General features: G+C 36.1%; 18 protein-coding genes, 1 tRNA gene and 1 pseudogene. 9 read left to right on the forward strand and 11 right to left on the reverse strand.

Translation table 11 applies throughout. The annotated features are described in order from the left end of the window. Positions 1 to 555: 555 nt before the first annotated feature. From BKP57_RS03395 to BKP57_RS03420, 6 genes are all read left to right on the forward strand, one after another. Positions 556 to 2280 carry a sigma-54 interaction domain-containing protein gene (locus BKP57_RS03395; RefSeq protein ID WP_232231313.1) on the forward strand — a complete coding sequence of 575 codons (1725 nt, stop codon included), beginning with the start codon at positions 556 to 558 and terminating at the stop codon, positions 2278 to 2280. 67 nt (positions 2281 to 2347) lie between these two features. After that, entirely contained in the window at positions 2348 to 2617 is a 270-nt protein-coding gene (locus BKP57_RS03400; protein ID WP_072740987.1) for a (2Fe-2S)-binding protein, read from the forward strand. Further along, positions 2614 to 2949 (forward strand): (2Fe-2S)-binding protein, encoded by a 336-nt coding sequence (locus tag BKP57_RS03405; protein ID WP_050350352.1) that lies wholly within the window; start codon positions 2614 to 2616, stop codon positions 2947 to 2949. The genes BKP57_RS03400 and BKP57_RS03405 overlap by 4 nt, the downstream gene beginning before the upstream one ends. Continuing rightward, positions 2942 to 4159 carry an NAD(P)/FAD-dependent oxidoreductase gene (locus BKP57_RS03410; protein ID WP_072740988.1) on the forward strand — a complete coding sequence of 406 codons (1218 nt, stop codon included), beginning with the start codon at positions 2942 to 2944 and terminating at the stop codon, positions 4157 to 4159. The genes BKP57_RS03405 and BKP57_RS03410 overlap by 8 nt, the downstream gene beginning before the upstream one ends. Before the next feature lie 59 nt (positions 4160 to 4218). Further along, a complete protein-coding gene (locus BKP57_RS03415) occupies positions 4219 to 5331 on the forward strand; it encodes a M24 family metallopeptidase (protein ID WP_050350350.1) in 1113 nt (370 codons plus the stop codon). Between the two features lie 561 nt (positions 5332 to 5892). Then, entirely contained in the window at positions 5893 to 6780 is an 888-nt protein-coding gene (locus tag BKP57_RS03420; protein ID WP_050350349.1) for a DMT family transporter, read from the forward strand. Positions 6781 to 6831: 51 nt separating this feature from the next. Here BKP57_RS03420 and BKP57_RS03425 read toward each other — a convergent pair whose 3' ends face one another. The 4 genes from BKP57_RS03425 to BKP57_RS03440 form a co-directional block, all read right to left on the reverse strand. After that, positions 6832 to 7746 carry a DUF2628 domain-containing protein gene (locus BKP57_RS03425; RefSeq protein WP_072740989.1) on the reverse strand — a complete coding sequence of 305 codons (915 nt, stop codon included), beginning with the start codon at positions 7744 to 7746 and terminating at the stop codon, positions 6832 to 6834. Positions 7747 to 8653: 907 nt separating this feature from the next. Next, the gene (locus BKP57_RS03430) at positions 8654 to 9328 is read right to left on the reverse strand and encodes a response regulator transcription factor (protein ID WP_050350347.1); all 675 of its coding nucleotides are present in this window, start codon (positions 9326 to 9328) and stop codon (positions 8654 to 8656) included. A 73-nt stretch (positions 9329 to 9401) separates the two neighbouring features. Beyond that, entirely contained in the window at positions 9402 to 9992 is a 591-nt protein-coding gene (locus BKP57_RS03435) for a class D sortase (RefSeq protein ID WP_232231395.1), read from the reverse strand. A gap of 844 nt (positions 9993 to 10836) precedes the next feature. Next, on the reverse strand, positions 10837 to 11967 hold the full coding sequence (locus BKP57_RS03440) for a response regulator (RefSeq protein WP_050350346.1): 1131 nt from the start codon (positions 11965 to 11967) through the stop codon (positions 10837 to 10839). A 1058-nt stretch (positions 11968 to 13025) separates the two neighbouring features. Between BKP57_RS03440 and BKP57_RS03445 the strand changes: the two genes are divergently transcribed. Next, entirely contained in the window at positions 13026 to 16076 is a 3051-nt protein-coding gene (locus BKP57_RS03445) for a hybrid sensor histidine kinase/response regulator (protein WP_050350345.1), read from the forward strand. A gap of 659 nt (positions 16077 to 16735) precedes the next feature. Here the strand turns inward: BKP57_RS03445 and BKP57_RS03450 are convergent. Continuing rightward, the gene (locus BKP57_RS03450; RefSeq protein ID WP_072740990.1) at positions 16736 to 17347 is read right to left on the reverse strand and encodes a sterol desaturase family protein; all 612 of its coding nucleotides are present in this window, start codon (positions 17345 to 17347) and stop codon (positions 16736 to 16738) included. 281 nt (positions 17348 to 17628) lie between these two features. Between BKP57_RS03450 and BKP57_RS03455 the strand changes: the two genes are divergently transcribed. Beyond that, positions 17629 to 18591 carry an L-lactate dehydrogenase gene (locus tag BKP57_RS03455; protein ID WP_050350343.1) on the forward strand — a complete coding sequence of 321 codons (963 nt, stop codon included), beginning with the start codon at positions 17629 to 17631 and terminating at the stop codon, positions 18589 to 18591. Between the two features lie 387 nt (positions 18592 to 18978). Here BKP57_RS03455 and BKP57_RS03460 read toward each other — a convergent pair whose 3' ends face one another. Further along, positions 18979 to 19494, reverse strand: a complete 516-nt coding sequence (locus BKP57_RS03460; protein ID WP_050350342.1) for a DUF3231 family protein — start codon at positions 19492 to 19494, stop codon at positions 18979 to 18981. 622 nt (positions 19495 to 20116) lie between these two features. Here BKP57_RS03460 and BKP57_RS03465 point away from each other — a divergent pair. Next, the gene (locus BKP57_RS03465; protein ID WP_050350341.1) at positions 20117 to 20500 is read left to right on the forward strand and encodes a YhjD family protein; all 384 of its coding nucleotides are present in this window, start codon (positions 20117 to 20119) and stop codon (positions 20498 to 20500) included. A gap of 737 nt (positions 20501 to 21237) precedes the next feature. On the opposite strand, the gene BKP57_RS03470 is transcribed toward BKP57_RS03465, so the two are convergent. From BKP57_RS03470 to BKP57_RS03490, 5 genes and pseudogenes are all read right to left on the reverse strand, one after another. Then, on the reverse strand, positions 21238 to 21507 hold the full coding sequence (locus tag BKP57_RS03470; RefSeq protein ID WP_072740991.1) for a hypothetical protein: 270 nt from the start codon (positions 21505 to 21507) through the stop codon (positions 21238 to 21240). Between the two features lie 869 nt (positions 21508 to 22376). Continuing rightward, positions 22377 to 22449 (reverse strand) — tRNA-Val (locus tag BKP57_RS03475). A 355-nt stretch (positions 22450 to 22804) separates the two neighbouring features. Further along, complete coding sequence (locus BKP57_RS03480; protein WP_072740992.1) at positions 22805 to 23272, reverse strand: GNAT family N-acetyltransferase; 468 nt, start codon at positions 23270 to 23272, stop codon at positions 22805 to 22807. Between the two features lie 167 nt (positions 23273 to 23439). Next, positions 23440 to 24000 carry a nucleotidyltransferase domain-containing protein gene (locus BKP57_RS03485; protein WP_306423698.1) on the reverse strand — a complete coding sequence of 187 codons (561 nt, stop codon included), beginning with the start codon at positions 23998 to 24000 and terminating at the stop codon, positions 23440 to 23442. A 282-nt stretch (positions 24001 to 24282) separates the two neighbouring features. Then, positions 24283 to 24465: pseudogene (locus BKP57_RS03490) on the reverse strand (response regulator); the annotation flags it as partial. Between the last annotated feature and the right edge of the window lie 165 nt (positions 24466 to 24630).

Raw genomic sequence — 24630 nt, forward strand, 5'->3', positions numbered from 1 at the left:
CCCACAAATTAAAGCAAAATTCATGCCAAAAATTGAAACCTCCCTCAGAAGAGGTCCTGTTGCGCGTAGTGATTGTTTACTTGAACGAATTGGGCACTTAGATGTCGTTATTTTACTTCAGCTTCTTATATCACCTCGCCATTGACACGAGAGCATTGCGAAGCCTTTTCATTCAGCATAAATAAAATAATTCGCTATCCCGCACAAAAAGGGAGACCTTCACATACTTGAACTCTTCTATCTTGGGAAGTTAGTAAATAAAGGGAAGCTTCCATCAGTGGAAGTTTCCCTTCATCTCCCCGGCTTGTTCGTACCGTAATGGTATGACCTAAAGGCCGCTTACGAAATAGGCATTTAGATGCTGTTATCTCCCACTTATACTTTGTTGCAGTACAGATTATCCAACTCCTGAAGCGGCAGTCTTATAGCACCTTATATACGGGATAAAATTTTCAAATACAAATTAGTAGCAAAAGAGATTGAAAATTTCGCATAATTATGTAAAAATAATTTAGAAGTGTAAATATTTTTTAACACATTGGAGGGGAATTGATAGTGCTTACAAAACTTCCGACTACGGAAACATTTGTTTCTACCAATTTTATGCTTGTCGATAATCTCATTGTGGAGGAAAAGAAACTTCCACTACATGCTTTATCGAAACAAAATGAAAAGATTTTTTATCGCAAAGGTATGTCATATTATCAACTAGTATTTTCCAAGCATCAAACGAACTTCGATCTTCTTCCATGCAAAGTGATAAAAAATGGTAGTACAGTGGAGAGCATTGTACAATACCTACAAGAATATTCTTGCTTGGTTGTGCTAAAAGGAAATAGCAATGAAATGATCGGGTATATCCACGTAACTGCATTTATTCCCCAATTATTAACTAACTTCCGCGAATTACAAGCATACATATCTACCATTCTGGACACAGTGGATGAATCATGCACCGTCATCAATCAATCCAAGCGGGTCATTGCTTGGACAAAGGGTGCTGAGCAATTATTTTCCGTTAATAAAGAGAAGATCATCGGGCAATCGATCACTGATTTTTTTAGTCGAGAAAGGTTAGAAATCTTAAATACGTTAGAAAAAGGGACATCTGTCTACCACCACCAACATCAAGCAAGAGAAAATCAGGTTGTATTAATTAATTCTAACCCAGTTCGTTTAAACGATACCATCATTGGCGCTGTTGTGTCTGAAACCGATATCACAAGTCAAATTCGCTTAAATAAAGAATTATACCAAGCAAGAGAAAGACTCTTCCATTTAGAAAAAGAAGTAACGAAATTAACAGCCAAGGAAGATCCATTCCAAGCTATACGCGGCAACAGTCCAGTTTTAAATCGTACCATTCATAAAATAAAAAAAGCAGCTGCTACGGACACAGGCATTCTTATTTACGGGGAAAGTGGTGTAGGAAAAGAATTATTTGCAAAAGCAGTACACCATATACGCGAAGCTGAGGAGGCACCATTTGTAGCTATTAATTGCGGTGCAATTCCGTCTTCACTGTTTGAAAGTGAAATTTTCGGTTATGAAAAAGGAGCGTTTTCAGGAGCTGATTTAAAAGGAAAGAAAGGAAAAGCTGAGTTAGCTCAGGGGGGCACGTTATTTTTAGATGAAGTTGGCGAAATGCCACTGGAAATGCAGGTTAAAACATTACGACTTTTACAAGAAAAAGCCTTTTATCGTGTAGGAGGAACAAAGGAAATACATGTTGATTTTCGCGTTATCGCTGCAACGAACAAGGATCTAAAAGCGTTAGTAACCGAAGGCAAATTTAGAGAGGATCTCTATTATCGATTAAATATTATTAGTATCGAAATCCCTCCATTAAGACAACGACCAGAAGATATTATTGAATTAACCCATTATTTTCTTCATGAAATATCAATTAAGTACCAACAGCCGATTCACGGAATCTCTCAAGAAGTGATGCAAGCACTGCTACAACATAGCTGGCCAGGAAATATTCGCGAATTGCAAAATGTAATTGAACGATTGGTCGTGTTTGCAGAAGATGGGGAGATTCATCTAGAAGAATTGTCATTTGACGTCGACCAAAGTCATACACCGTCCAATTTCCCACCAGAATCTGCAGCAAATGATAATCTTGCGCTTAGTACTCGATTGGAAGAAGTAGAAAGAAAGATTATTTTGCAAGAACTAAAAAAAGCGGGTGGAAACAAACTGCTTTGCGCCAAAAACTTACACATCACGAGAGCTACTTTGTATAACCGCCTCAAGAAATTAGGGATTCAAGGATAAACCTGTAGTTTGGCATAGTTTTTGCTAATAAGTTATACAAAAAAAGATTCTAGGGGTGTTGAGTAATATGGATGAAAAAGAAATAATTGTATGTAGATGCGAAGAAGTTACTCTTTCAGAATTAGAGCAAACGGCAGCAACGTACAACTGCTCTGCTCGGGAATTGAAATTGCGCACTCGAGCTGGTATGGGTTTTTGTGGTGGGAGAACCTGCCGTACAATGATAGAAGCATTCGGAATAGATAAGCGAGAAAAAAATCAACACCAAATAACATTAAAATATCAAGCTCCTGTCCGTCCGGTTCCATTCGGTAAATTAGGAGGCGAAACACCATGACTCGAATAGAAAACCATCCTATTCTCGGAAAATTAGGTAGTAAGAAAGCCGTAACCTTTACATTTGATAATCAAGCAATCCGAGGATTCGAAAACGAACCCATTGCTGCTGCTTTATTAGCAAACGGTATTCGTACGCTTAGAAACCATGAGGAAACCGCGAAACCACGTGGTATTTATTGTAATATCGGACATTGCTTTGAATGCAGAGTCACCGTTAATGGAATTCAGGGGAAGCGGGCCTGTCTAACACCAATAAAAGAAGGTATGGTTGTACAAAGCGGTAAGCAGTTAGCCTCTCCTGTTAGAGATTGGAGTGCAAACCATGTATGATATTATTGTGATTGGCGCCGGACCAGCTGGATTAGCTGCAGCGAGTACAGCTGCGCAAGAAGGTTTACATGTATTAGTAATAGATGAATATATGAAGCCGGGTGGAAGGCTATTGGGGCAGTTATATCAAGAGCCTAATGGCAACTGGTGGAATGGGCTTGAAGAATCCGCCAAACTAAATGAGCAAGCTGAGAATGCAGGTGTAAAAATTATTTTACAAACAGTTGTCTATGACATTGAACGTCAAGACTCATCATGGACTATTTATACCGAAAATATAGTCTATACAAGCAAACAATTGTTACTTGCTACGGGAGCAGCAGAATCACCTGTACCTCTTCCCGGATGGACATTACCGGGGGTTATGTCTGTAGGTGCAGCACAAGTGATGACGAATGTACATCGAGTAAAACCAGGTGATAAAGGAATGGTCATCGGAGTGAATGTGCTGTCTGCTGCCATTGCAATGGAATTGCAGTTAGCTGGAATCGATGTCGTTGCCATGGCACTTCCTCCATTAAATCAATTAACACACCAGCATTCCCGTCCTAAAGAAGTAATGGAGGCTTTATTACATGTATCCCACCTAGCTCCTTCCAAGCTCTTAAGAATCGGCAGTAAGTTCATGACCAATCATTTCATGAGGCAACTTAGCATTCGGTTTTACCCCAAAAGTGGCGTAAGCCTGTGGGGCATCCCGATTCAGTTACGAAAAGCGGTGACAGAGATCTATGGCACAAACCAAGTAGAAGGTGTTATCATTAATACCATTGATACAAACGGTAACCCGGTTTTGGGAAGCGAAGAAAGAATAGCCTGTGATTTTGTTTGTATCGCTGGGGGGCTGTACCCGCTAGCGGAACTGGCTGGTGTTGCCAATTGCCCTTTCTATTATGTGGATGAACTTGGCGGCTATGTCCCCATACATAATGAGAAAATGGAAACCCCCATTGAAGGTCTATATGTTGCCGGAAATATTACAGGGATTGAAGGCGCAAAAATAGCGATTTCACAAGGAGTTGTCGCAGGATATTCCATGGCAATCGCCTCTAGAAAACAAGGCTTAGTCGAAAAGCTACAGGATTCTATAAAAAAGGTGCATGAAACAAGAAAGCAAGCTGCCATTCGGTTTCATCCTAAAGTCGATATAGGAAGGAACATCATTCACAAACAATGGGAGACTCACCAAGCACAAATGGTGCAACTATAATATAAGAGTTTTGAGCTTGACGTGTTTGAACAGAGAGTTTTAAAAATGGAGGAATAACGATGACGATCGATTACGAAGCACGGTTATCTACACTAAAACAAACTTTAGCTGCAATGAATTTAGACGTAATTATGATAACTTCACCTGCCAATGTGTTTTATTATACTGGTTTTCTTTCAGATCCACATGAACGTTTTATGGCACTTCTAATAAATAATTTAAACGATACAACCGCTCTATTTGTACCAGCTCTAGATAAGGATATAGCAGCGAGTGAAGCAGCTATTTCTAACATCGTATCCATTAGTGATGAAGAAAATCCGTATGAGATTTTAAAGCAGGCATTAAATCATGAGGTTCATTGGTTTGGTTTGGAAATGAAAGCAGTTAGCATGTTTCAACATAGGCAGTTGCAATCCAAATTTCCAAATGCTCATTACAAAGATATTCAACCCGCAATGAATCAACAAAGGACTCGTAAATCAAGGGAAGAAATAACGTATTTAAGAGAAGCCGTAACAATTATTGAGAATGTTCTAACAGAAGGAATAAAAAGAGTGAAAATCGGCATGACAGAAATAGAGCTAGCCGCAGAATTGGAATACTTGATGAAACAATTTGGTGCAGTAGGACCTTCCTTCTCTACCATTGTCCTTGCAGGAGAAAAAGCAGCCTTACCGCATGGTGTGCCTGGAGATCGAACATTACAAAATGGCGATTTCCTACTCATTGATTTTGGCGTAGTAACGAAACACGGTTACTGTTCAGATATTACACGAACTTTTGTTATCAGTGAGGCGACTGAAAAACAAAAAGCGATCTATAAAACCGTGCTAAATGCCAATATCGCTGGCATCGAATCCATAAAGGAAAACGTTCCTTTAAAAACATTTGATATTGCAGCAAGAAATGTCATTCATGAGAATGGGTATGGTCATTATTTCAATAACCGAGTCGGGCACGGACTTGGCATCGAAGTCCATGAAGAACCTTCTATTCATAAAAACAATGAGCAGCTGGCTGAAGCAGGCTTCTTTTTTACTATTGAACCGGGCATTTACATTCCCGGCTATGGCGGAGTTCGAATTGAAGATGAAGTATACATTAATGAAGCTGGGGTAGCTGAAGTGTTAACTTCTTTTCCCAAAGAGTTGCATATCATAACGCCATAACATATAGGTAAGAAACACGATAAAGGGAAACTTCCATCCAAAAGGTGTTTCTTTCGCCCCCGCGGATGGAAGAAGAACAAAAGTCTTAGGCGTCTTGAAAAAGAAAGAACGCTTTTTCTCCGTGTCAAGCCTTCTGAGATTGGCATCTTACATGCCAATTGAAGCGGGAATTTAGACGCTGTTATCACCTACTTCGGCTTTTTTGTATCTACTTTAGCTCCCATGTACCTTTCCTTTGAAAGAAACCGTCCCCAGTCATTTTTCAAAGGATGGTTGTTTACATCTAATTTTATGTTGCTTTAAATATATAACTGCCAATTGTATAATGACATCCTATAAAATGGTATCATTAGGGGCATGCAACTTTAGATGGTAATAAACTTGCATAATTTTCTCCCATTTATGGAAAAATTTTTTGTAACTTAAAAGCATGTAGTATGTTTTAGTAGACATTCTGTTACGTTTATGAAAGAATATGTCTTTGTTGGAGTTATTTAAATTGGAATGATAAAATAGAAGACCACAAAAATAAACAGATCATATATTTTGGAGATGACAACCGTGAGCAACCGTAATAAAGGAATTATTCTATTACTTCTATCCGCATTTGGATTTTCGATGATGGCTGCTTTTGTCAAGCTATCTGGTGATGTTCCAACTGTACAAAAAACACTATTTCGAAACGCCATTTCCATGATCATTGCATTCGGTTTTGTGAAATATTACGGAGCAAGCCTGTTCGGTAAAAAAGAAAATCAAAAATATTTACTGCTTCGTTCCAGCTTGGGAGCTGTAGGGATTTTATTAAACTTTTATGCGATTGATCATTTAGTTCTGTCAGATGCAGACATGCTTAATAAAATGAGTCCATTTCTTACTATTATTTTTGCAGCCATCTTTTTAAAAGAAAAAACGCGCTTGTTCCAAGTGGTATCGATAATTATTGCCTTTTTAGGAACATTATTCATTATAAAGCCTGCATTTTCCTCAGATACTATTCCTTATATCGCCGGTTTCTGCTCTGCTGTCTTTGCAGCAGGCGCCTATACAGTTTTGCGTGTCTTAGGAAGAAAAGAACAATTCTATACTGTTGTCTTTTATTTTTCATTTTTCACAACGATGATTCTATTACCATTTGTGATTGCGTTTTATGAACCTATGACATGGCACCAATGGGCTTATCTTTTAGGTGCAGGGATTTTTGCCACAGTTGGACAATTTGGAATAACCATTGCATATAAGTACGCACCAGCTAAAGAAATTTCTATCTTTTTCTACTCGACCGTTGTATATTCCGCATTAATTAGTATTGTTCTCTTTGAACAAATACCAGATATATTAAGCATCATTGGCTATCTCACCATCTTCGGTGCCTCGCTTTATATGTTTTTGAAAAACAATCAGCTAAGTCGTCTAGAAAAAAACAAACACCAGCACTTGTCTACATGACAGCTGGTGTTTGTTTTTGTATTTGTCCCAGGAATAACCTATGTAAATATTTCATTCTCTCTGATTATAGTTTCGAAAAATGAATTGCAAGTATTCAACAGTTTCTAAATCGTTTAATTCTTCTCCATTTATGGTTATCATAAAGACGCCTAGTTCTTCTTCTTCCTCCTCATGAACACCAAAGCGGATTGTAACATCGTGTCTTTGCCCACCTTCATTATAGGTTGCAACAAAATCTACCATGCTATGTTCTGAAATACTTGCTTCATCTACCTCTTTCCATTCTCCATTTTGGAAGACCTCATCAAATAAATCACCGATAAGGACATCTGGAAATTCAGTAAATGTACTTAATTTTACCTGATCGACGTCATTGACATGAACAGGAATAAACATGGATGGAACTGTATACACTCCAAGCAAAATAAGTAAACCGATAATAGGTCCGAACCAATGGACGCCTCCCTTCCTTTCTATTTCCTCGTTTATTTTTTCTGTGTCTCCATTGGTCTGCTTAATTTTATCTACTTGCTTTTCAACGAAATTTTTATAAAATTTGTTCCCATAAAAACCATACAAAATAATCACGGCAAACATTATTCCAGTATCTATATAGGTGGCATTATTACTAAACGTATACTCATATCCAATTAGAAACAGAATGAGGTCAATAACCAAAAAAACGACCGCTAACAACAAAATCATTTTATACATTTTTCGGTAACCTAGCCACAAAAAACCGAACAAAAAACTACAGACATTAAAGGAAACACCATTTGCACTTTCCATTTTTCTCCATTTTCTTGCGTAATAATTCTTGCGCTTACCGACAAATCGTAAAAGATCACTATCATCATCTGCAAATCTTTCTTCACTTTCCACTACTGTAGCGGCTTGCTCATTGCCACAATGCTTACAATAGGAACCATGTTCATCATTGTTCGCCCCACAATATAGACATTTCATAAATCCCCCTCCCTTTCATGAGAGTATACTATGCTCCTGAAATTATGAAAGAGACTTTTTTCCTGTTATAACAAATTATTGATTTTTTTGAATATTTATCATACAACATTAGTACCATAAGTAAAATGTATTCACTTCTTGTTTGAAACACTTTAACAGCAGCAGTTTTCGACGGTGAATTTCTCGATCAGTTATTTTCCTCCACTATACAAATCGGTGCCATCGTACCCATTCTGCAATTTTCTCAAACCCTCTCGACTCTAAATCAGCACCATCAATAGAGTAAATAATAATTTCAACTCCTGGTATACTCGTTCCTAGCTTTTGTATTTTTACAAATGATATATTTCGTCTACCTCTATTTCATCGATAATCACATCCCAAATTGGTTTAATTATACGTTTGTAACTCCTAGCTATTTTCGTAATAACCTATATGATAATGCTTATCCGGTTCATAATTATTCCACATGCTTTTCAATCTCTTCCAGATAGTAAAAATGATATATTTAGTATAACGTACATCTAAGACTACAGAACAAGATTACTTAAAACAGGTAAAGCGATAATACCAAATGTATTTTTAAATGAAATCCAAGCGCTTTCTTATGCTAAGAACAAAGCCCGTTTAGCAACGTAGCGAATGGAACGAATCAACTAAAGATAAAGGAATCATGCCACTAAAAACAGGGGTATGCTACGCCTGAGCGGCAAGCCCGTTTTTAGTCGGCCCTCCTCTTTGCGAACCGTTGATGACTTATCTTAGGGCGATGGAGACGGACGTGGCTATTCGGTTATTTCGTTATCTCCAAGCACATCATTTATGCTTTCTTATGCTAACTAAAAAAGCTTGCAGAAAAAAGATCTAATTCTACAAGCCAATCACACATGAACAATAAGCAGGTATTTTATTCTACCTCTTTCTGATGTATGATTGAAGTCAAGTATGTCCTTACTTTATTTCTATTATTGATTTGCAGCTTTTTATATACTTTACTTACATAGTCCCGCACTGTTTTTTCTGACAAATTTAATTCGCTTGCTATTTCTATATTTCTGTATCCTTTGTAGATAAAAAATAGAATATCAATATCTCTTCCATTTAAATCCAAGCCCTGTGAAGTTAAATAATGTTTCAGTCTGTCTTTTTTATTCATACATTCTGCTCCTAGAAAATCGATCATTTCCACAACGATTTCATCAGCAAAAACATATTGATGATGCCACACATTTCTAATCGAATGAACAAGTGCCTTACCACTGCTATGGCTTAATAAAAAGCCTTTGACGCCTTGACTCAATGCTTCTTTAATCATATTTTTATCAATCGAAGCAAATATATAGATAATTTTTATATTTTCATACTTTCTCCTTATTTCGTGTATGTTTCGTTTTAATATATCATTGGTCCCATTAATTAAGTGAACTAACAAAATACCCGGATCAAAATCACTTATTTGCTCTAAAATATTAGCTTCGTGATTATCTATTTCTAAAACTTCCAAATCGCTTTCATCTTCTAATATGATCCTTAACCCTTGTGTAAATATTTCACTTGTATTCATCATAAGCACTTTTATCATTTTTTCCACCCTCATTAGAGAACTTTCCATGGTAAAATCCCGTAGAAATAGACCCTCTACAGGATTTTACTAATTATTTTTTTCCTACTAACGTTCCTTTTAGTGCAATCCGATCTTTACCATCGAGGGTACATGTAATGAGAGTAAGCTCATTTTTACCTGCACGATCTTCTAAAACTTCAACTGTTGTTGGCTCGATTACTTCAGAAGTTGTGATTTTGTAAATAAAGGTTTGCTTGGCTGTATGCAAGTACGCTTTATCTCCCACTTCTACATTAGGCAGTTGCCGAAAATGACGATCTCCACGATAACCTCTATGTCCAGCAATCGTAAAATTTCCTTCTCCTGGAGTTTGATTCGTTTTTATTTGCGTTAAAGCGATACTCAAATTTTCCTCTGTTGTTTTAGTTAAAATTTTTTGCTTTAGGTCAATAGATGGAATCTCCAATTCGAGTACCCCCTTTAACTCTTCTTCAGAAAAAGGTAAGTCTTTTATTGTTGCTAAATCGACGGCATTTTCATCTGATTCTGCAACCATCGCTAACGCTTCTTCTAATGCTGCAACTTGCTTGGCTTGTTTCCATTCATAATAAAATGGGATGGATACTAGTATAACCCCTATAAACATCAATCCAAGCCCAATTTTCCGTTTTGTAATTATCATGGTCACCTTTTTCCTCCAAGCAGTAATATCTATTTTTTCTCCTTTTTTGCCTACGTACTAACACATTCCCACCGCTCACCTCTGCAGGTTTAACACACAAGATGAATGATTAGAGAAGGATCTTTCATTCTAGAGTTATTATCCACAAGCTTTTACATGCTTCTTATTAGTAAGGCATATTAACGTTTAAGGAAACCATCATTGTCTCCCTCTCTAGGAAAAAATCAAATATGTTTCGTCGTTTAAAAATAAGCTTCACCACAGACGGCAAGCTCATTTTACTTCTACGCTTCTACATAATAAAGTGAAACTTCCATTAGCGGGGAAATGCACCTCCCACGGCTTGTTAGTACCGTAATGGTATGACCTAAAGTCCTCTTAGGAAATAGGGCAATTAGAAACTGTTATCTCCCTCTTAGACTTGTTGCCGTACAGTTTTATACAACTCCTCAAGCGGGAGTCTTACAGCACCTTATATACGGGATAAAGGCTTTGTAATATTGGATATCCTTATACGGGCACGCAAATGTCTATAGTACCTTTTCATATATATCATATATTATACCTTTTTTTCCTTTACAAATTCTTTACAGTTTAAAGCAAACTTAAACTGGACTCCTTATAAAATGTATCTTCCGCCAAAAGGTGTTTTCTATCTGCGGCTGATTGTTAGTACAGAAGGAGCATTGTCCTAAAGACCCTTAAACGAATTGGGAAATTAGGTACCACGTCCGCCACTTAGAGTAGCTATCCGGGATTTTCGAAGTGGGTGTCTTACTGCAGCTTACTGTCAGAAATAAAAGAACAACCCTAAGCCATGTAACAAAATGCTACATGGCTTATTTTACATATGATATTTTTTCCATTGTTTATACCAACTTGTTATTTCTGGGTTAGGAGTCGTTGCTAACTCCGTCTGTAGTATGTTTTTTAAAGATAAATATTGTTCATCCACTTTCTCTGTTTCATTTATAAAAGAGTAGAGTTTCATTAATGAAAAGTGAACTTCTTCCTGCTCTGGGTATCGTTCGTTAATTCGTTTATACCATTCTTTAGCTTTATCATACGAGGAAACAGAATAATATACTTTGGCTATTTGCATCGCAGTTCGATACCACAGTCTTTCCAATCTTATCTTATCATTTTCTGCCCACCAGTAATCATAATCATCAAAATAGGGAGCTGTATAATATTCCATCGCTTCTAAATATTGCTTTATTGTTTGTTGAGTAATAGGAGGAGCTTCTTCCAATTTCTGTTGCCAAAGTTCCATATCAATGTCAACATTTTGAGTAGAGAGAATGTATCCCTCTGTCATATTTTCTAATTTAAAGTAATCTGGATAATGCTTTAATGCTTTCCGAACATGATAAATAGCCGTATATAGTTGCGCATACGCTTTTTCAGGATCTAGCCCTGACCATATTAATTCAATTAGCAACGACTTCCTAACAAGCCTCTCTTTATTATGGAGTAAATAATGAAATAATTCCCTTACTTTTGAAGTCCGCCAAGAAACTAGCTCCGTTTCTCCATTTTCCTTTTTTATGGAAAAGCTGCCACAAACACTTAGTAACAACCGGTCTTGCTTCCTGGAACTATGCTCTGTAACAGGTGAACTGTTTTGTGCCAAGCGTTTCATTGTTTTCTTTAAACGTTCTTTCTGGATTGGTTTTAATAAATAATCTAAAGCATTAATCTCAAATGCACTTAATGCATAATCATCATATGCTGTTACAAACACAATCTGGATGTTCGGATTCATTTCCAAGATCTGCTCTGCCAGTTCCAGTCCGTTAACTTGCGGCATATTAATATCTAAAAACACAACATCTGGATTCGTTTGCTTTACGTTTTCTTTTACGGATAAAGGATTGGTGAGTTTATCAACAATTTCTATATCATTATGTTCCCTTAATAAGTGTTCTAAAAAATCTAATGCCATTTGTTCATCATCTACAAGAATCGCTTTCAACTCAATGACCTCCCCGCTAACTAATATACGTAAATAACAGCTTGATAACCCAGTAGTGCATACAGTAACTTTTCCTGTCTCGTTGTTAACCAATTAATTTATTATGTTGGAGAAGCTTTTTCTTGAGTACAGGTTAAGATGTCTTATAATGAATAACATGTTAGGTGACAACAAAGTACATTTACCTACTTGATCTAATGAAGGCTTATATTTCCCAAGAGCCCCGCTGTAATCCAATATTATTTCGCTTTCGTTAGCTTTCAAATGCAATTAGTAATACAACTGCTGCTTGATTATTCCATACCTCATAAACGTTACTAGACGATTTCAAAAAGATCTAAATATATAGTGAAACTTCATCCTTACTGAATGGTAGGTAAAAGCGGATGAGAAATTTAGGTGCCATTATCTTCTTACACCTAGACCTTATATTGGGCACTTCTCTTGAAGTCGGTATGTTTGGAACCTTACAACCGGGATAAATTACATCTATACAAATAGACTATATACAACCTAGTTTTAAGTCTATGATCTAGTATATTTTTCCTATACTTTTAGCATAGCATAGGAACGAGAAAATTCACATTATCTTAAACACGTATTTTTTAAATTTAACGTATCCAATGAAACTCCATTCCATGGAACTTCTCTTGCTTCTACTTTGATAAAAAATAAAATAGCCTAGCAACTCGTATACATAAACTTATTATGAGTAGTACCGATGCCGGCTATTCTAGGAATTCCTTGGTCGATTATCTATTACGTCCATTTTGATTGACATCCTATAGCCTAAACAAATGTGATAATTGCGTGCCATCTCTCTCCTAAATATTAGTAACTCGATGAAGCGGGAGATCAGATTAAAAGCAATATGAACTGTAACCGCCATTATAGAATTATTTAAGGGAATAGAACAATTTAATAAGACAATGGTCATAGACTTTTTTACTATTTCTTTAACAGTCAATCTTGCAATCTACATACTTTAATAATATATTCATAGAGGTAACAAACTCAATAATTGCTATATTTACACCATAAAGGAATGAATAATTTCGATGCCAATAACAAAAACCAAAATATTTTTGCTCATTAGTTTATTTTCATTGCTGTTAATTTTATTTCGTATTGGCTGGATGAACTATCATCAACCTCCAGAAAAACCGACAGCGGAAGCAGGAGTGATTGATTTTCGTAGTCTTAACATGTCAAAAAACGAAATTTACAAGTTGGATGGAGAATGGCACTTTGATCCATATAAGTTTATAGAACCATCTACCATGACTAAAAGCAAGCAAAACTCCAAAACAGTCCGTATACCGCAAAATTGGAAAAACGAGTTAGATGATAACCGAAAAGAAACTGCTTCTGGTTATGGTACCTATCGTTTAAAAATCCGGTTACCTAAAAATCGTCCAGAACTGCTTTCTTTGCATTTATCAAAAATTGCTTCATCGGCTGCCATTTATGTAGACGGGAAGCTTATTTCTCAAGTAAATCCGTCGGCTGAACAGAATAACAAGAATACAGAAAAGTACGGAGCCTTATCTGTTTCATTTACTCCGATTAAAGATGAAGCAGAATTAATGATCCATGTATCGAATAACGAACTACCTTTTAACGGTGGAATTACCAATTCGATTTGGTTTGGATCATCCGCTGCCATTCATCAAAAAGCATCTTTCTTTGCAACCTTGCAAGTTATTGTAAGTGTTATATATTTTTTACATATGTTTTATGCATTTAGTTTAATTTTCTTTGGTAAAGGGCAACACAAAAAAACACTTCTCTACTTTGGAATTATGGTTGCTTCGGCAGGGTTTGCAAATCTCATCGACGATAATGTTATTGTACAATTGCCAATTCAAATCGAATGGTATTATCGTATCTTATACCTGTTATTCCTAACTACTCTGATTTGTATGCTATTCTTTGTCAAATCTCTGTTCGTGCTTCGAAGTCGTATATTTTCTTATTTAGTCTTTATTTACGGTCTATTTTGTATTGCTATTATAACCACGCCCTTTTCTTACTATTATGTTTTATCAGGCTTTGCAAATGCATTCGTAATCATAGCAGTTATTCTTATGTTTAAAAGTATTATCCCGCTTACGCAAAGAAAAGAATATGGTTCCATTATTATCCTTCTGTTTATTGTCAGTTATGCAATTAATATACTGGCTGGGATGTTAATAAATGAAAAAATTATTGCTATGCCTTATTATCCATTTGATTTCATAGCCATGACGATTTTAATTGCCTTGGTTTTATTGCAAAGATATATTCGTTTGTTGGAATTAAATAAACAACAAACCGCAATATTACAACAGGCAAATAAGCAAAAAGACGTATTCTTAATGAATACATCACATGAATTACGCAATCCATTGCATGGAATTATTAATATAGGCCAATCCATCCTCGATAATGAAGGGGAAAAGTTATCCGCAAATAATAAATACCATTTAAACCTCCTTGTACGGGTTGGACAACAAATGTCGTTTATGCTCAACGATCTTATTGATTTAACAAGACTGAAAGAAGAGCGTATCAAGCTACATCAAAAAGAAATAAATTTGCATGCAGTTGTATCTGGCTTAATTGACATGATCTCCTTTTTAATGGATGGTAAAAAAATACAGGTGAAGGTTCGCATCTCTCCTTCCTTTCCTAATATTTATGCTGATGAAAATCGATTAATGCAAATTTTATTTAACATCCTTCACAACGCTGTGAAGTTTACCAGTGAAGGAGAAGTTATCGTTAAGGCTGAACCAAAAGGGAAAATGGCATATATTCAAGTAATAGATACTGGTATTGGCATGAGTGAGGAAACAACTAAAAAAATTTTCCAGCCATACGTTCAAGAAAATCGACTCAAATCAGCAAATGGTGGGATTGGAATCGGGTTAAGCATATGTAAAAAACTGATTGAATTGCACGGCGGAACCATTGGAGTACATTCTGAAATTAATAAAGGTTCTACTTTCTTTTTCACGATTCCATTTGCTGATAAGTCTGCTATTAAAAAGAACACTTACACAGAGGTAAGAACCTTTATCCCTGATGAAACAACCATCCATAATGATTGTACATTAGCTGCGGACAGCCATACTAACCATCACCGACAAAAAATACTTATCGTTGACGATGACCCTGTTAATCTTAAAGTATTATACAATGTGCTATCTGCCGATTACGAAGTAGCAACAGCCTTCAGTGGAGAGCAAGCATTGCAGTGTATTCAAACTGGCAAATGCGACTTGGTTATTTGTGATGTGATGATGCCAAATATGTCTGGCTATGAACTTACCCAAACAGTTAGACAGCAATACAGTTTATCAGAATTACCTATTTTATTATTAACAGCACGGCAGCAATTTGAAGATATCTACGCCGGATTTTTAGCAGGAGCAAACGATTATGTTGCAAAGCCTGCACACACTCTAGAGTTACGAGCTAGGGTTCGGGCTTTAACCGATTTAAAAAAATCAATTAATGAACAGTTAAAAACGGAAGCAGCATGGCTCCAGGCTCAGATTCAGCCGCACTTTTTGTTTAACACATTAAACACGATTGCATCATTAGGTGCAATGGATACATCTAGAATGGTTACTTTACTTAATGAATTTGGCAAATATTTGCGTTTAAGTTTTGGCATTCATAACACTCAAACGCTTATTCCCGTTGAAGATGAACTAGAATTAACCCATGCTTACCTATTTATTGAACAAGAGCGATTTGGAGACAGATTACAGATTCAATGGGAGCTTGATGAAAATATTGACTTTCAAATCCCCCCATTGTCCATTCAACCGATTGTGGAAAATGCAGTGAAGCATGGTGTTTTAAAGCGAATTACTGGCGGTGCAATCATGGTTCGAATTACAAAACTCGACACACATTTCGAAGTATCCATTATCGACAACGGTGTCGGAATGAAGGAAAACAAGATTCATGAGATACTAGATGGATCAACCAATAAAAGTAAAGGAATTGGCTTAGCTAATACGAATCGCCGCTTCAAACAACTCTTCGGTAAAGGTTTAATGATTATTAGCGAGCCAAATGAAGGAACAACCGTTATTATGGCAATTCCACGTTCTTAAACTATTTAAAACAATTACAGTTTAAAAGTATTAGGACTCCAAACGTTTAAACAACCGAAGTGTAACTATTGCCTCCCTTTAAGACGTTATTATTATTTGATATGTTTTATTTTTTATAGCGTCAGCGTAGTATGTGAGAATGGCTTGCGACGGATATGAGCAACCTCCACGCAATGGCTATCCGAGCGTTTTGGCGATGGGTGTGAGCAACCTCGGAGACTATCCGAGCCACTTAGGGAGCGGTAACTTCTATGCTCTCATTATAATAAGCTACTTTTTTCAAGGGCGCCTAAGGTTCTAGCCTTTGTTCTGCTTCAATCAGTTGGAGGAAGACATCCTCCACTGATTGAGGCTTCACTTTATCAAAGTAAAATCCGAACTTTAGAAATGATGGATGGTGCAAATAACCGCTCTAGTAATATACTTACTTTCCGTGAGATGCTGCTTCCTCGTACTAAAGCACTGTGGAGCCTAGCAATGTTGTCCCCCGCTTTTGACTACTTATATTTTCAAAGTTATTTTAGCGCGTCATTCGCCTTTAAGGTAACCATTTAGTTATGCCCTAGCCCCTTTACTAGTCTAAAAACGCAATACACAACTAAGTATAGATAGCAGGGATCGGATAACTCCGATGCATGTGCTAAATCATAGGTAGTAGTTTACGCCCGTTTTTCCAAGTCTCTGGCTGTATCACTTTTTTCCACTTCCTTATGGTCGCGATACGTTCCCATAGTTTTATCAACTGCCCGATGCGTCACACCAAACCAATAATTTTCATTTTTGTAATGATGCCAAAGATGCGATTTTTTTATTTGTTTTCCCAATTTAGTTGCTGGCTGGATTGGTTTATGAGCAACAAAATGCTTCCATTCATAATACAGAAAATACCCTATCACTCCTGTTACAAAAGCAATAGTCAGCTCCAAATTTCTGGTAATGGCATAGCATACAACTGCTAAAATCATAAAATTTGGCAAACTAAACCATAGCGGTAAGAAAAGCAACTTTACATTATCAGGATCCACATGGTGATCGTAATGTAACCGCTTAATTAATTTGAGTAAGAATGGATTATTTGGTTTTTTAATATGAAATAAGAAACGATGAATCATATATTCGCTAATTGCATACATTATCATTCCGATGCCTATCGCAATCCAGACTTTCCAATCAGAAAGGTTTGGTACTGTAAGAGCTAACATCGCAGCGAAAATAATGAGCATTACCATCACATCCGGGAACGTGATAAACTCCTTCCCATATTTCTTCATACTCATCCCCCATTTTTTAGATTCGGATCAAAAAATAATTATTTTGCCTCTAGCGTTAGTTTTCAAATTTTTCTTATATTTTAACATGTTATATATAGCGTGTCGATATCAGTTTTAGAAAAAAATACAACTTCAATCTAAATGAAGAGCTTGCGATAAAAACAGATTAGCTATATAATCAATCATAATTATTTCCATTTATTGGCTAAGTCAACGTTTGCAATTAGAAAAGGCTTTTTTAGTAAAAAATCTAACAAACTATATTTGCAGGAGATGGTCTGATGCAAAAATTATTGCGTAAAGTTGCTATTTTAGGAACAGGTTTTGTCGGTTCAAGTACGGCATATTCCCTTATCAATCAGGGAATTTGTGATGAACTAATGCTGATTGATATTAAACAAGAAAAAGCGCTTGGAGAATCCCTTGATCTTATTCATTGTATGGATTTTCTTCCATCTAGAACAAATGTATATTCTGGTACAGTCCAAGATACGACGGATATGGATATTATCATCGTTAGTGCAGGACCACCACCGAAGGAAAACCAAACACGACTGGATACACTAGAAACAGGAGTTAAAATTATGAACGATACGATCCCTAAAATAATGGCTGCTGGGTTTAATGGTGTTTTTTTAATTGCTACAAATCCAGTCGATATCATTACGTATCATATCTGGAAATTATCGGGATTGCCCCGTCACCAAGTCATTGGCACAGGGACATCGATTGACTCTTCCCGTTTAAAAACATATTTAGCCCAGTTATTGGAAGTGGATGTCAGAAGTATTCAAGCTTATACGATGGGGGAACATGGCGATTCCCAATTTGCTGCATGGTCGCATTGTACGGTTGGAGGTAAACCACTAATACAAATCATAAATGAAAGTCCGGACAAGTATGCCAGCCTTGATTTAGACCAATTGGTAGAAAAAGTAAAACGGGTAGGTTTTGAAATACTGAAACGAAAAGGAACGACATACTATGGAATAGGTAATGCATTAGCATTCTTTGCAGCCCAGATATTTAACGACAGTCAGCGTATTATTGCCACTTCCTGTATATTAGACGGTGAATACAAAGAAGCAAATATTGCTACGGGTGTACCTGCAGTAATTGGTCGAAATGGCATTCAACAGATTGTGGAACTACGACTCACAGATAAAGAACAACAAATGTTTGACCATTCCAACAATGTTCTTCGGGATTACATGCGTCGAATAGGTTATTCCGCCATTACTTAATGGTCCACCACTTCTCAACAATAAGGTCGCTCTCGCCTATTATAGAAAAAGCAATACTATAAACCAAAAAATCTTATACTTTACTATAGTGGAACAAAGGGGCGGGGCGCCCGTTTAGCAACATAGTGAATGGAACGAATCAACTAAAGATTTAGGAATCATGCCACTAAAAACAGGGGTATGCCGACGCCTGAGCGGCAAGCCCGTTTTTAGTCGGCCTTCCCCTTAGCGACGAACCGATGAGGCCTTATCGTAGGGCGCATTTCTAAAGTCGCCTAGTTGCTGGGCTCATGCGCCGGACGTGGCTATTCGTTTATTTCGTTATCTCCAAGCACCTCATTTTATACTTTCTTATTCTATAGAAAAAACCGGGTGTTCAAACCCGGCCTATTCATGTTTGTTTTGCGCCTTTAGATGTAGTGGAGGAGGTAATAACCAACCTTTCTCCTTGTTTAGATGTAGTACTTTCACTCCAAATTGGGCCTTTTTCATGTGAAATTGCCCATACATCATACCTATATCTTCACGAATGGATTGTCCGATAATGGTACTGCAGATGACAAGCCCTTTGCTTACGTCTGTTGATAAAATAGCTGCAATTTCTACATCATTAAAACGTGCACCCACTGGGATTTCTTCTAGATTAGCTTCTGGTCGTTCTGGTGGTGTAGGAGGAAGAGCTATTCCGTTTGCTTTTAATAAATTTTCAATTTCTTGATTTTCATTTTTAATACCTTGGATTCCCTCTTTAATAAGTTTCTTTAAATCTTCATCACCCGCATGATTGTAGAAGCCTTGATAAAGGTCAATCATCCCGTTATTTGCTAAAAGATGCGACCATGTTAAATAGACTTCTCCATAATGCATCGGTTCTTCTGTAGGGTTACCACTTAAAATTCCCATAACTTCACTCCTTAGATAGTTTAATCAGTCTTAGTGTGCATATGTTTAGCAAAACTATTCAAGGTTTGAGAATGTTTTTGTTATTCTATTCAAATATCAACTATGAATTTAAAAAGGAAGGTGTTGTCTAAGCTATACTTATGTATTTATGCTGTTTATGAATACAGTCTATTTTGCCTTTTACTTAATAAAATTCGTGATTAAAAAGATACTTTAATTCAACAGTTAGAACATTGTTAACCGCCATTAACAGACTTAGAGTTATTTTTTTGTCCCTGTTCGCCTCATCTGGTTTAAATGATCGTCTACTTCGCGGAAATTGATTGGATAATTCTGAATAGCATTTCCTCTGTTTCGTTTCCTCTAGCTGCTACTTACGATTTTGATAATTTCATGAGGATAGCATAATTTTCTTTAAAAGAGTTACTGACTTCTTTAATCTACTCGTAGCATTATAAACACTATTTAAATCCTTATTGTCAAAAGATTTGCATCTTATCATTTTATTTGACTTATATTTTTTATTTACGGAAAATTTTTTCTTTTGGTAAAAATTGACTGTTGTTAAAACGTAATTCGTCCGCATATAATAAGAACAAACATTCTTAAAAGGTGATAAGAGATGGACCAAGCACTTAAACAACTCGCTGCAGACTTTATAGCCATGCCTCTCGCTAAAGCTGCGTTTAGACATGATCAGCAATATTTTGATGGTCTGCACGACCCTGATTTTTATCTGGATTTTACTGACGAAGCTATCAGACTTATTCAAATGGATCTATCTGCCACTAAGGAACAGCTATACACCAAGTATCATTTGGATATTAAACGGATCGGCAAAACTACATATAAGTGGAAGCACAAAAACAAATCTGGTGTATGGAGTTACACGCCAGAACAATTAAAAGATATGACCGTAAGAGTATGTAAAAGATATTTGTTTAAGGCTGTTGGATTTGAGCAAAAGAGAGCGAGTTATATGAAGTTTGTGCCACCTGATGTTTAGCATGAGATATTATTATTGACCCTCAGTATGTATGTTAAATAATAACGTTTAAGTTAAATTATATAAATGCATTTTTACTTTTTTTGGCAGAATTAGAACAGAGGTACGGGGCGCCCGTTTAGCAACGAAAGCGAATGGAACAAATCCACTAAAGATAAAGGAGTCATGCCACTAAAACAGGGGTATGCCGACGTCCGGGCGGCAAGCCCGTGTTTTTAGGCGGCCTTCCTCTTAGAGACGAACCGATGAGGCCTTATCGGAGGGCGCATTTCTAAAGTCGCATCGTTGCTGGGCAATGGAGCCGGACGTGGCTTCGGTTATTTCGTTATCCTCGAAGCACCTCATTTTATGCTTTCTTATCTTTTAAAAAAGACGCACCAGCTATTAGAGTTCTTATAACGCTTTCGGTTAAGTTGAGATCACTATTAAATGAAAAAATTAGAAACACAGCTATAACAAAAGTACCTACTCCTAAACTCCTCGTTTAGAATTTGCACTCCATGTTAACAAACTCCTTTTTCATCTAATGATACTCTTGCATTTTTTGTTTACCACAAAATCCACCTGCCCGTAGCTCGTTTCGGTTATAGTTACTGGAGGTGGTTTTATTGTGGAAAAAGAAAAAGCCATGCGCCCTTTTAAGGATAAGATTTTCAGCACAATTCTCTTAGTAAAAGCATACACTACAATATAAGTTACTTATAAAAAGCCCCCACTAACACGAGGGCTGCCCATTTTTATAAGTCTAATTTAATAATGCCAACAGCAACAGTAACAACAATATTTCTTTTCAGGCATCTTTTTACAAGGTTCAAAACAATCGTGACTGTCATAGTCATAACAATCTTTCTTTTTATAGTCATAACAATCTTTCTTTTTATAGTCATAACAATCTTTCTTTTTATAGTCATAGCAATCTTTCTTTTTACAATGGCAACAATCACAATGGCATTTCTTTTTACACCTATCAAAACAATCACAATAGCGTTTCTTCTTATTTGAAGCATTATAACACATAGCAATCCTCCTTTCTCTTACTTCATAGTATGATTAGGGAACAAAGATGATTGGACAGGATTCATAGTAAAAAAAAATATATGATAATCTTTGTATTTGATAGCAATTTTTTTCTGCGGCACATATTTTTAATTATTCCAGGCATACTATTAGGGAAGCTACAACGACTGTAGATTCCCTTCCGTAGCCCCATTCAGCTAAGGATGGGGCTTTCTAATATAGTACACGTATGATTTACGCACATACCATCAAGTAGTGAAAGAGCGGTTTAATAATGTATACTTGTGTCTTGCAACGTAGACTTACATAAATTCATGATTATGCAACATGATAAACATATAGCAACTATTACTCTGATTCTGGCGGCCAAGAGCAAATTATTAGGTTATTTTGATAATAACAGTAAAGACTAAATTTGTATGTAAATAGTGAACTAGCTTTTATCATTTATCAGTTCCTTCTTTTTTCACCCTCTCAAACTAAGAGTAGGCTTTTTAGTATTACCTCCATTTATATAGTAGCTGTCTATTTTGTAAAGTCGTACCTCAATAACTCTTAATATGGTGCTATGATGCCAAACTTTTACGGTTGTTAAGAATGGAAGGAGAACAAAAACAGTAGAAGCGAGTGGAAGAAGTAAAGAGATAAGTTACTCAAAAACGGTTAAGGTCATAAACATATACAAATAACTTTGAATTTATACTCTCATGTGTAACAGAAAAAAGATGATAAGAAAGCTAGTGGTGTCTTTGATAAATTTATGTAATTGGTCACTATTTGGTCACCGCAACATAATTGAAACAAAATATACGCAAACTAAAGAACGCCTGATACCTTATGTATCAAGCGTTCTGAGGTATGATTCCGATTGGGCTCGAACCAACGACCTCCACCCTGTCAAGGTGGCGCTCTCCCAGCTGAGCTACGGAATCGTATTATAAAAGTAGAATACTACTGCGAGCGACATTAATTATTATACATAAGGACTCGTATTATTGCAAGTCTTTTATTCTTTCTGTTTGTAAAAAACAATCGATTTATTCCACAAACAAAATGTTAAAATAGCTTCACCATTTAAATCATATTTTAAATTTTAAATAACATCACAGTTCGTCTATAAGACCTTCTTTAATGAATGATGCAAATTACTAGTTGTGAACACTACCTCTCATGATAATTAACCTATAATCTCATTGAATAATCACAATACTTATAGCTTACTATGTTAACAAACGGGTGACTAGGATACAGTTTGTTGATTTTCTCCGTCACCTGACAGAGAATCTTTTATTTCACCATTACAATAAACTCAACTTCTTTATCACCGTTCTTATTCATAAATGTTGCTACATCGCTAAATCCAGCTTTTTTATAGAGGTTTATTGCTCTTTGGTTAAATGTGGCGACACTTAACCTAAAAGAAGATAACCCATAGTTTAATTCCCCAAAGGTTAAACCAGTATTTAGAAAATGGTACCCTTTCCTTTTCCCAGTTAGATCTGGTCTTAACCCAAGCCCAATATCAAGTAAATTTTGGTTTAAATATAATCCCTTATGCATTCCACTAGGAACTTGCGCATTTGCTCCATAACAAAAATAGCCAACTAATTCATAATTGTGATAAACTGCAAAGTATGATCCATCGGTTAATTCTTGTATATTTTCAAGGTCATTCGTCATATTATACATGGAGTATGGCGGTTCATATTTCCATTTCACAATTTTTTTGGCAGCTTGCTTAGTGATTGTCTTCACTCTGTAAGAAAATATGCTTTATGGTTCATTTATAGTTCCCCTTCACATAGTAGTACATACTTTCTAAGACTTAGCTCACATTACTTCTTGCAGGAATATTATCTTTATAAAATGCTACAAATCCAAACTGGAAGATTAAAAAACAAAATGTATGATACTTCCTTCTGTCAATTATCTAAATAACCTAACCACTGATGAGTTGGTGCATGAACTAATATAGCTTCTTTTAACCATTTCTTCTCTTCATAAGCGAGAAATGGTTTTACATTTATGAAATCTTGGTGGTCCTTTTGTCTTGTGTTTTTTAGTTTAAATAACAATACAACAAATGGATTTAAATAGGGAATTCCTGTTTTGCTATAATTGTAAACTTCATTTATTGGTAGGAAAATCCGGCTATCCCTTCTGAATAACCATTTACCCCAACACATCTCATTAAGAAGAACTTCCAATTCCCAGTTATTCAATTGAACATGAATCTCATGAATTGGCAGCTTCAAATATTCATTTTCCCATGTTTGAAACTCACCATGGACAACCTTTTTAAACGCCCAACCTTGCAAGTATGTTTTTAATGTTAACTGATCTTTACGGAAAATGGCTATTTCAATATCGCTATGTAATCTTGTTTCATTGCCAATATGCAAATCAATAGCCCATCCACCAGCGATAAACCATTTCTCACTAAAGCCTTTCATTAATTGATAAATTTCCATACATGGTTTCAAAGGCTTCCCCCCTCCATCATTGTCAATTATTTGGCTCTCATTTGATTCCATCTCTTGAAAAATCTCAAAAACTAATTCATTATATGAGGGATGAGCGCTATAAAAGTTTGCCAACTCACTTCAGTTGCGTTGTATCTCATTCCTAAAGAAATAACGTTAATAATTTTAGCGACAGATTGTCCAATCGCTGTGCTTCCAATAACTTTTTCTTTCTCATCAACGTTCACCTTTATTACTACTGAACCATGATTGCGTAATCGATTTTTCAAAGGATGATAGTGAAATGTAAAACCCGTCTAAACCAGGTAACATTATATCTAAAATAACAATATCTACATGCGAAATGTATCTATCAGCTTCTTCAGCAGATTTCAGCCATGTTATGTCGTATCCCCTTCTCGTTAAATCTTTTTTCACCCAACTACCTATCTCCCTTTCATCTTCTATATACAACACATGAACCATTTCGTTTCCTCCAAATCTTTAATATGCTGCTTCCTTGTTTGGTTTTACAACTCCTACATCCATTTTAAATCGAGTCTTCACCCTCGAATGGCAAAATCATATTATTTTCTAGTAATACGGCAATAGGTCATACCTAGTAGCTTGATTTCCATTTTTTTACACGCC

Source organism: Virgibacillus sp. 6R (genome assembly GCF_001895305.1).
Classification (GTDB): Bacteria; Bacillota; Bacilli; order Bacillales; family Amphibacillaceae; genus Virgibacillus; species Virgibacillus pantothenticus.

Coding starts and splice junctions, on each gene's coding strand:
- BKP57_RS03400 (WP_072740987.1), top strand. CDS start 2,348: ATGGATGAAAAAGAAATAATTGTATGTAGATGCGAAGAAGTTACTCTT.
- BKP57_RS03460 (WP_050350342.1), bottom strand. CDS start 19,494: ATGGGAATTTTAAGTGGTAACCCTACAGAAGAACCGATGCATTATGGA.
- BKP57_RS03465 (WP_050350341.1), top strand. CDS start 20,117: ATGGACCAAGCACTTAAACAACTCGCTGCAGACTTTATAGCCATGCCT.
- BKP57_RS03445 (WP_050350345.1), top strand. CDS start 13,026: ATGCCAATAACAAAAACCAAAATATTTTTGCTCATTAGTTTATTTTCA.
- BKP57_RS03430 (WP_050350347.1), bottom strand. CDS start 9,328: ATGATAAAAGTGCTTATGATGAATACAAGTGAAATATTTACACAAGGG.
- BKP57_RS03450 (WP_072740990.1), bottom strand. CDS start 17,347: ATGAAGAAATATGGGAAGGAGTTTATCACGTTCCCGGATGTGATGGTA.
- BKP57_RS03435 (WP_232231395.1), bottom strand. CDS start 9,992: ATGATAATTACAAAACGGAAAATTGGGCTTGGATTGATGTTTATAGGG.
- BKP57_RS03405 (WP_050350352.1), top strand. CDS start 2,614: ATGACTCGAATAGAAAACCATCCTATTCTCGGAAAATTAGGTAGTAAG.
- BKP57_RS03415 (WP_050350350.1), top strand. CDS start 4,219: ATGACGATCGATTACGAAGCACGGTTATCTACACTAAAACAAACTTTA.
- BKP57_RS03425 (WP_072740989.1), bottom strand. CDS start 7,746: ATGAAATGTCTATATTGTGGGGCGAACAATGATGAACATGGTTCCTAT.
- BKP57_RS03455 (WP_050350343.1), top strand. CDS start 17,629: ATGCAAAAATTATTGCGTAAAGTTGCTATTTTAGGAACAGGTTTTGTC.
- BKP57_RS03470 (WP_072740991.1), bottom strand. CDS start 21,507: ATGCTTCAAATAAGAAGAAACGCTATTGTGATTGTTTTGATAGGTGTA.
- BKP57_RS03410 (WP_072740988.1), top strand. CDS start 2,942: ATGTATGATATTATTGTGATTGGCGCCGGACCAGCTGGATTAGCTGCA.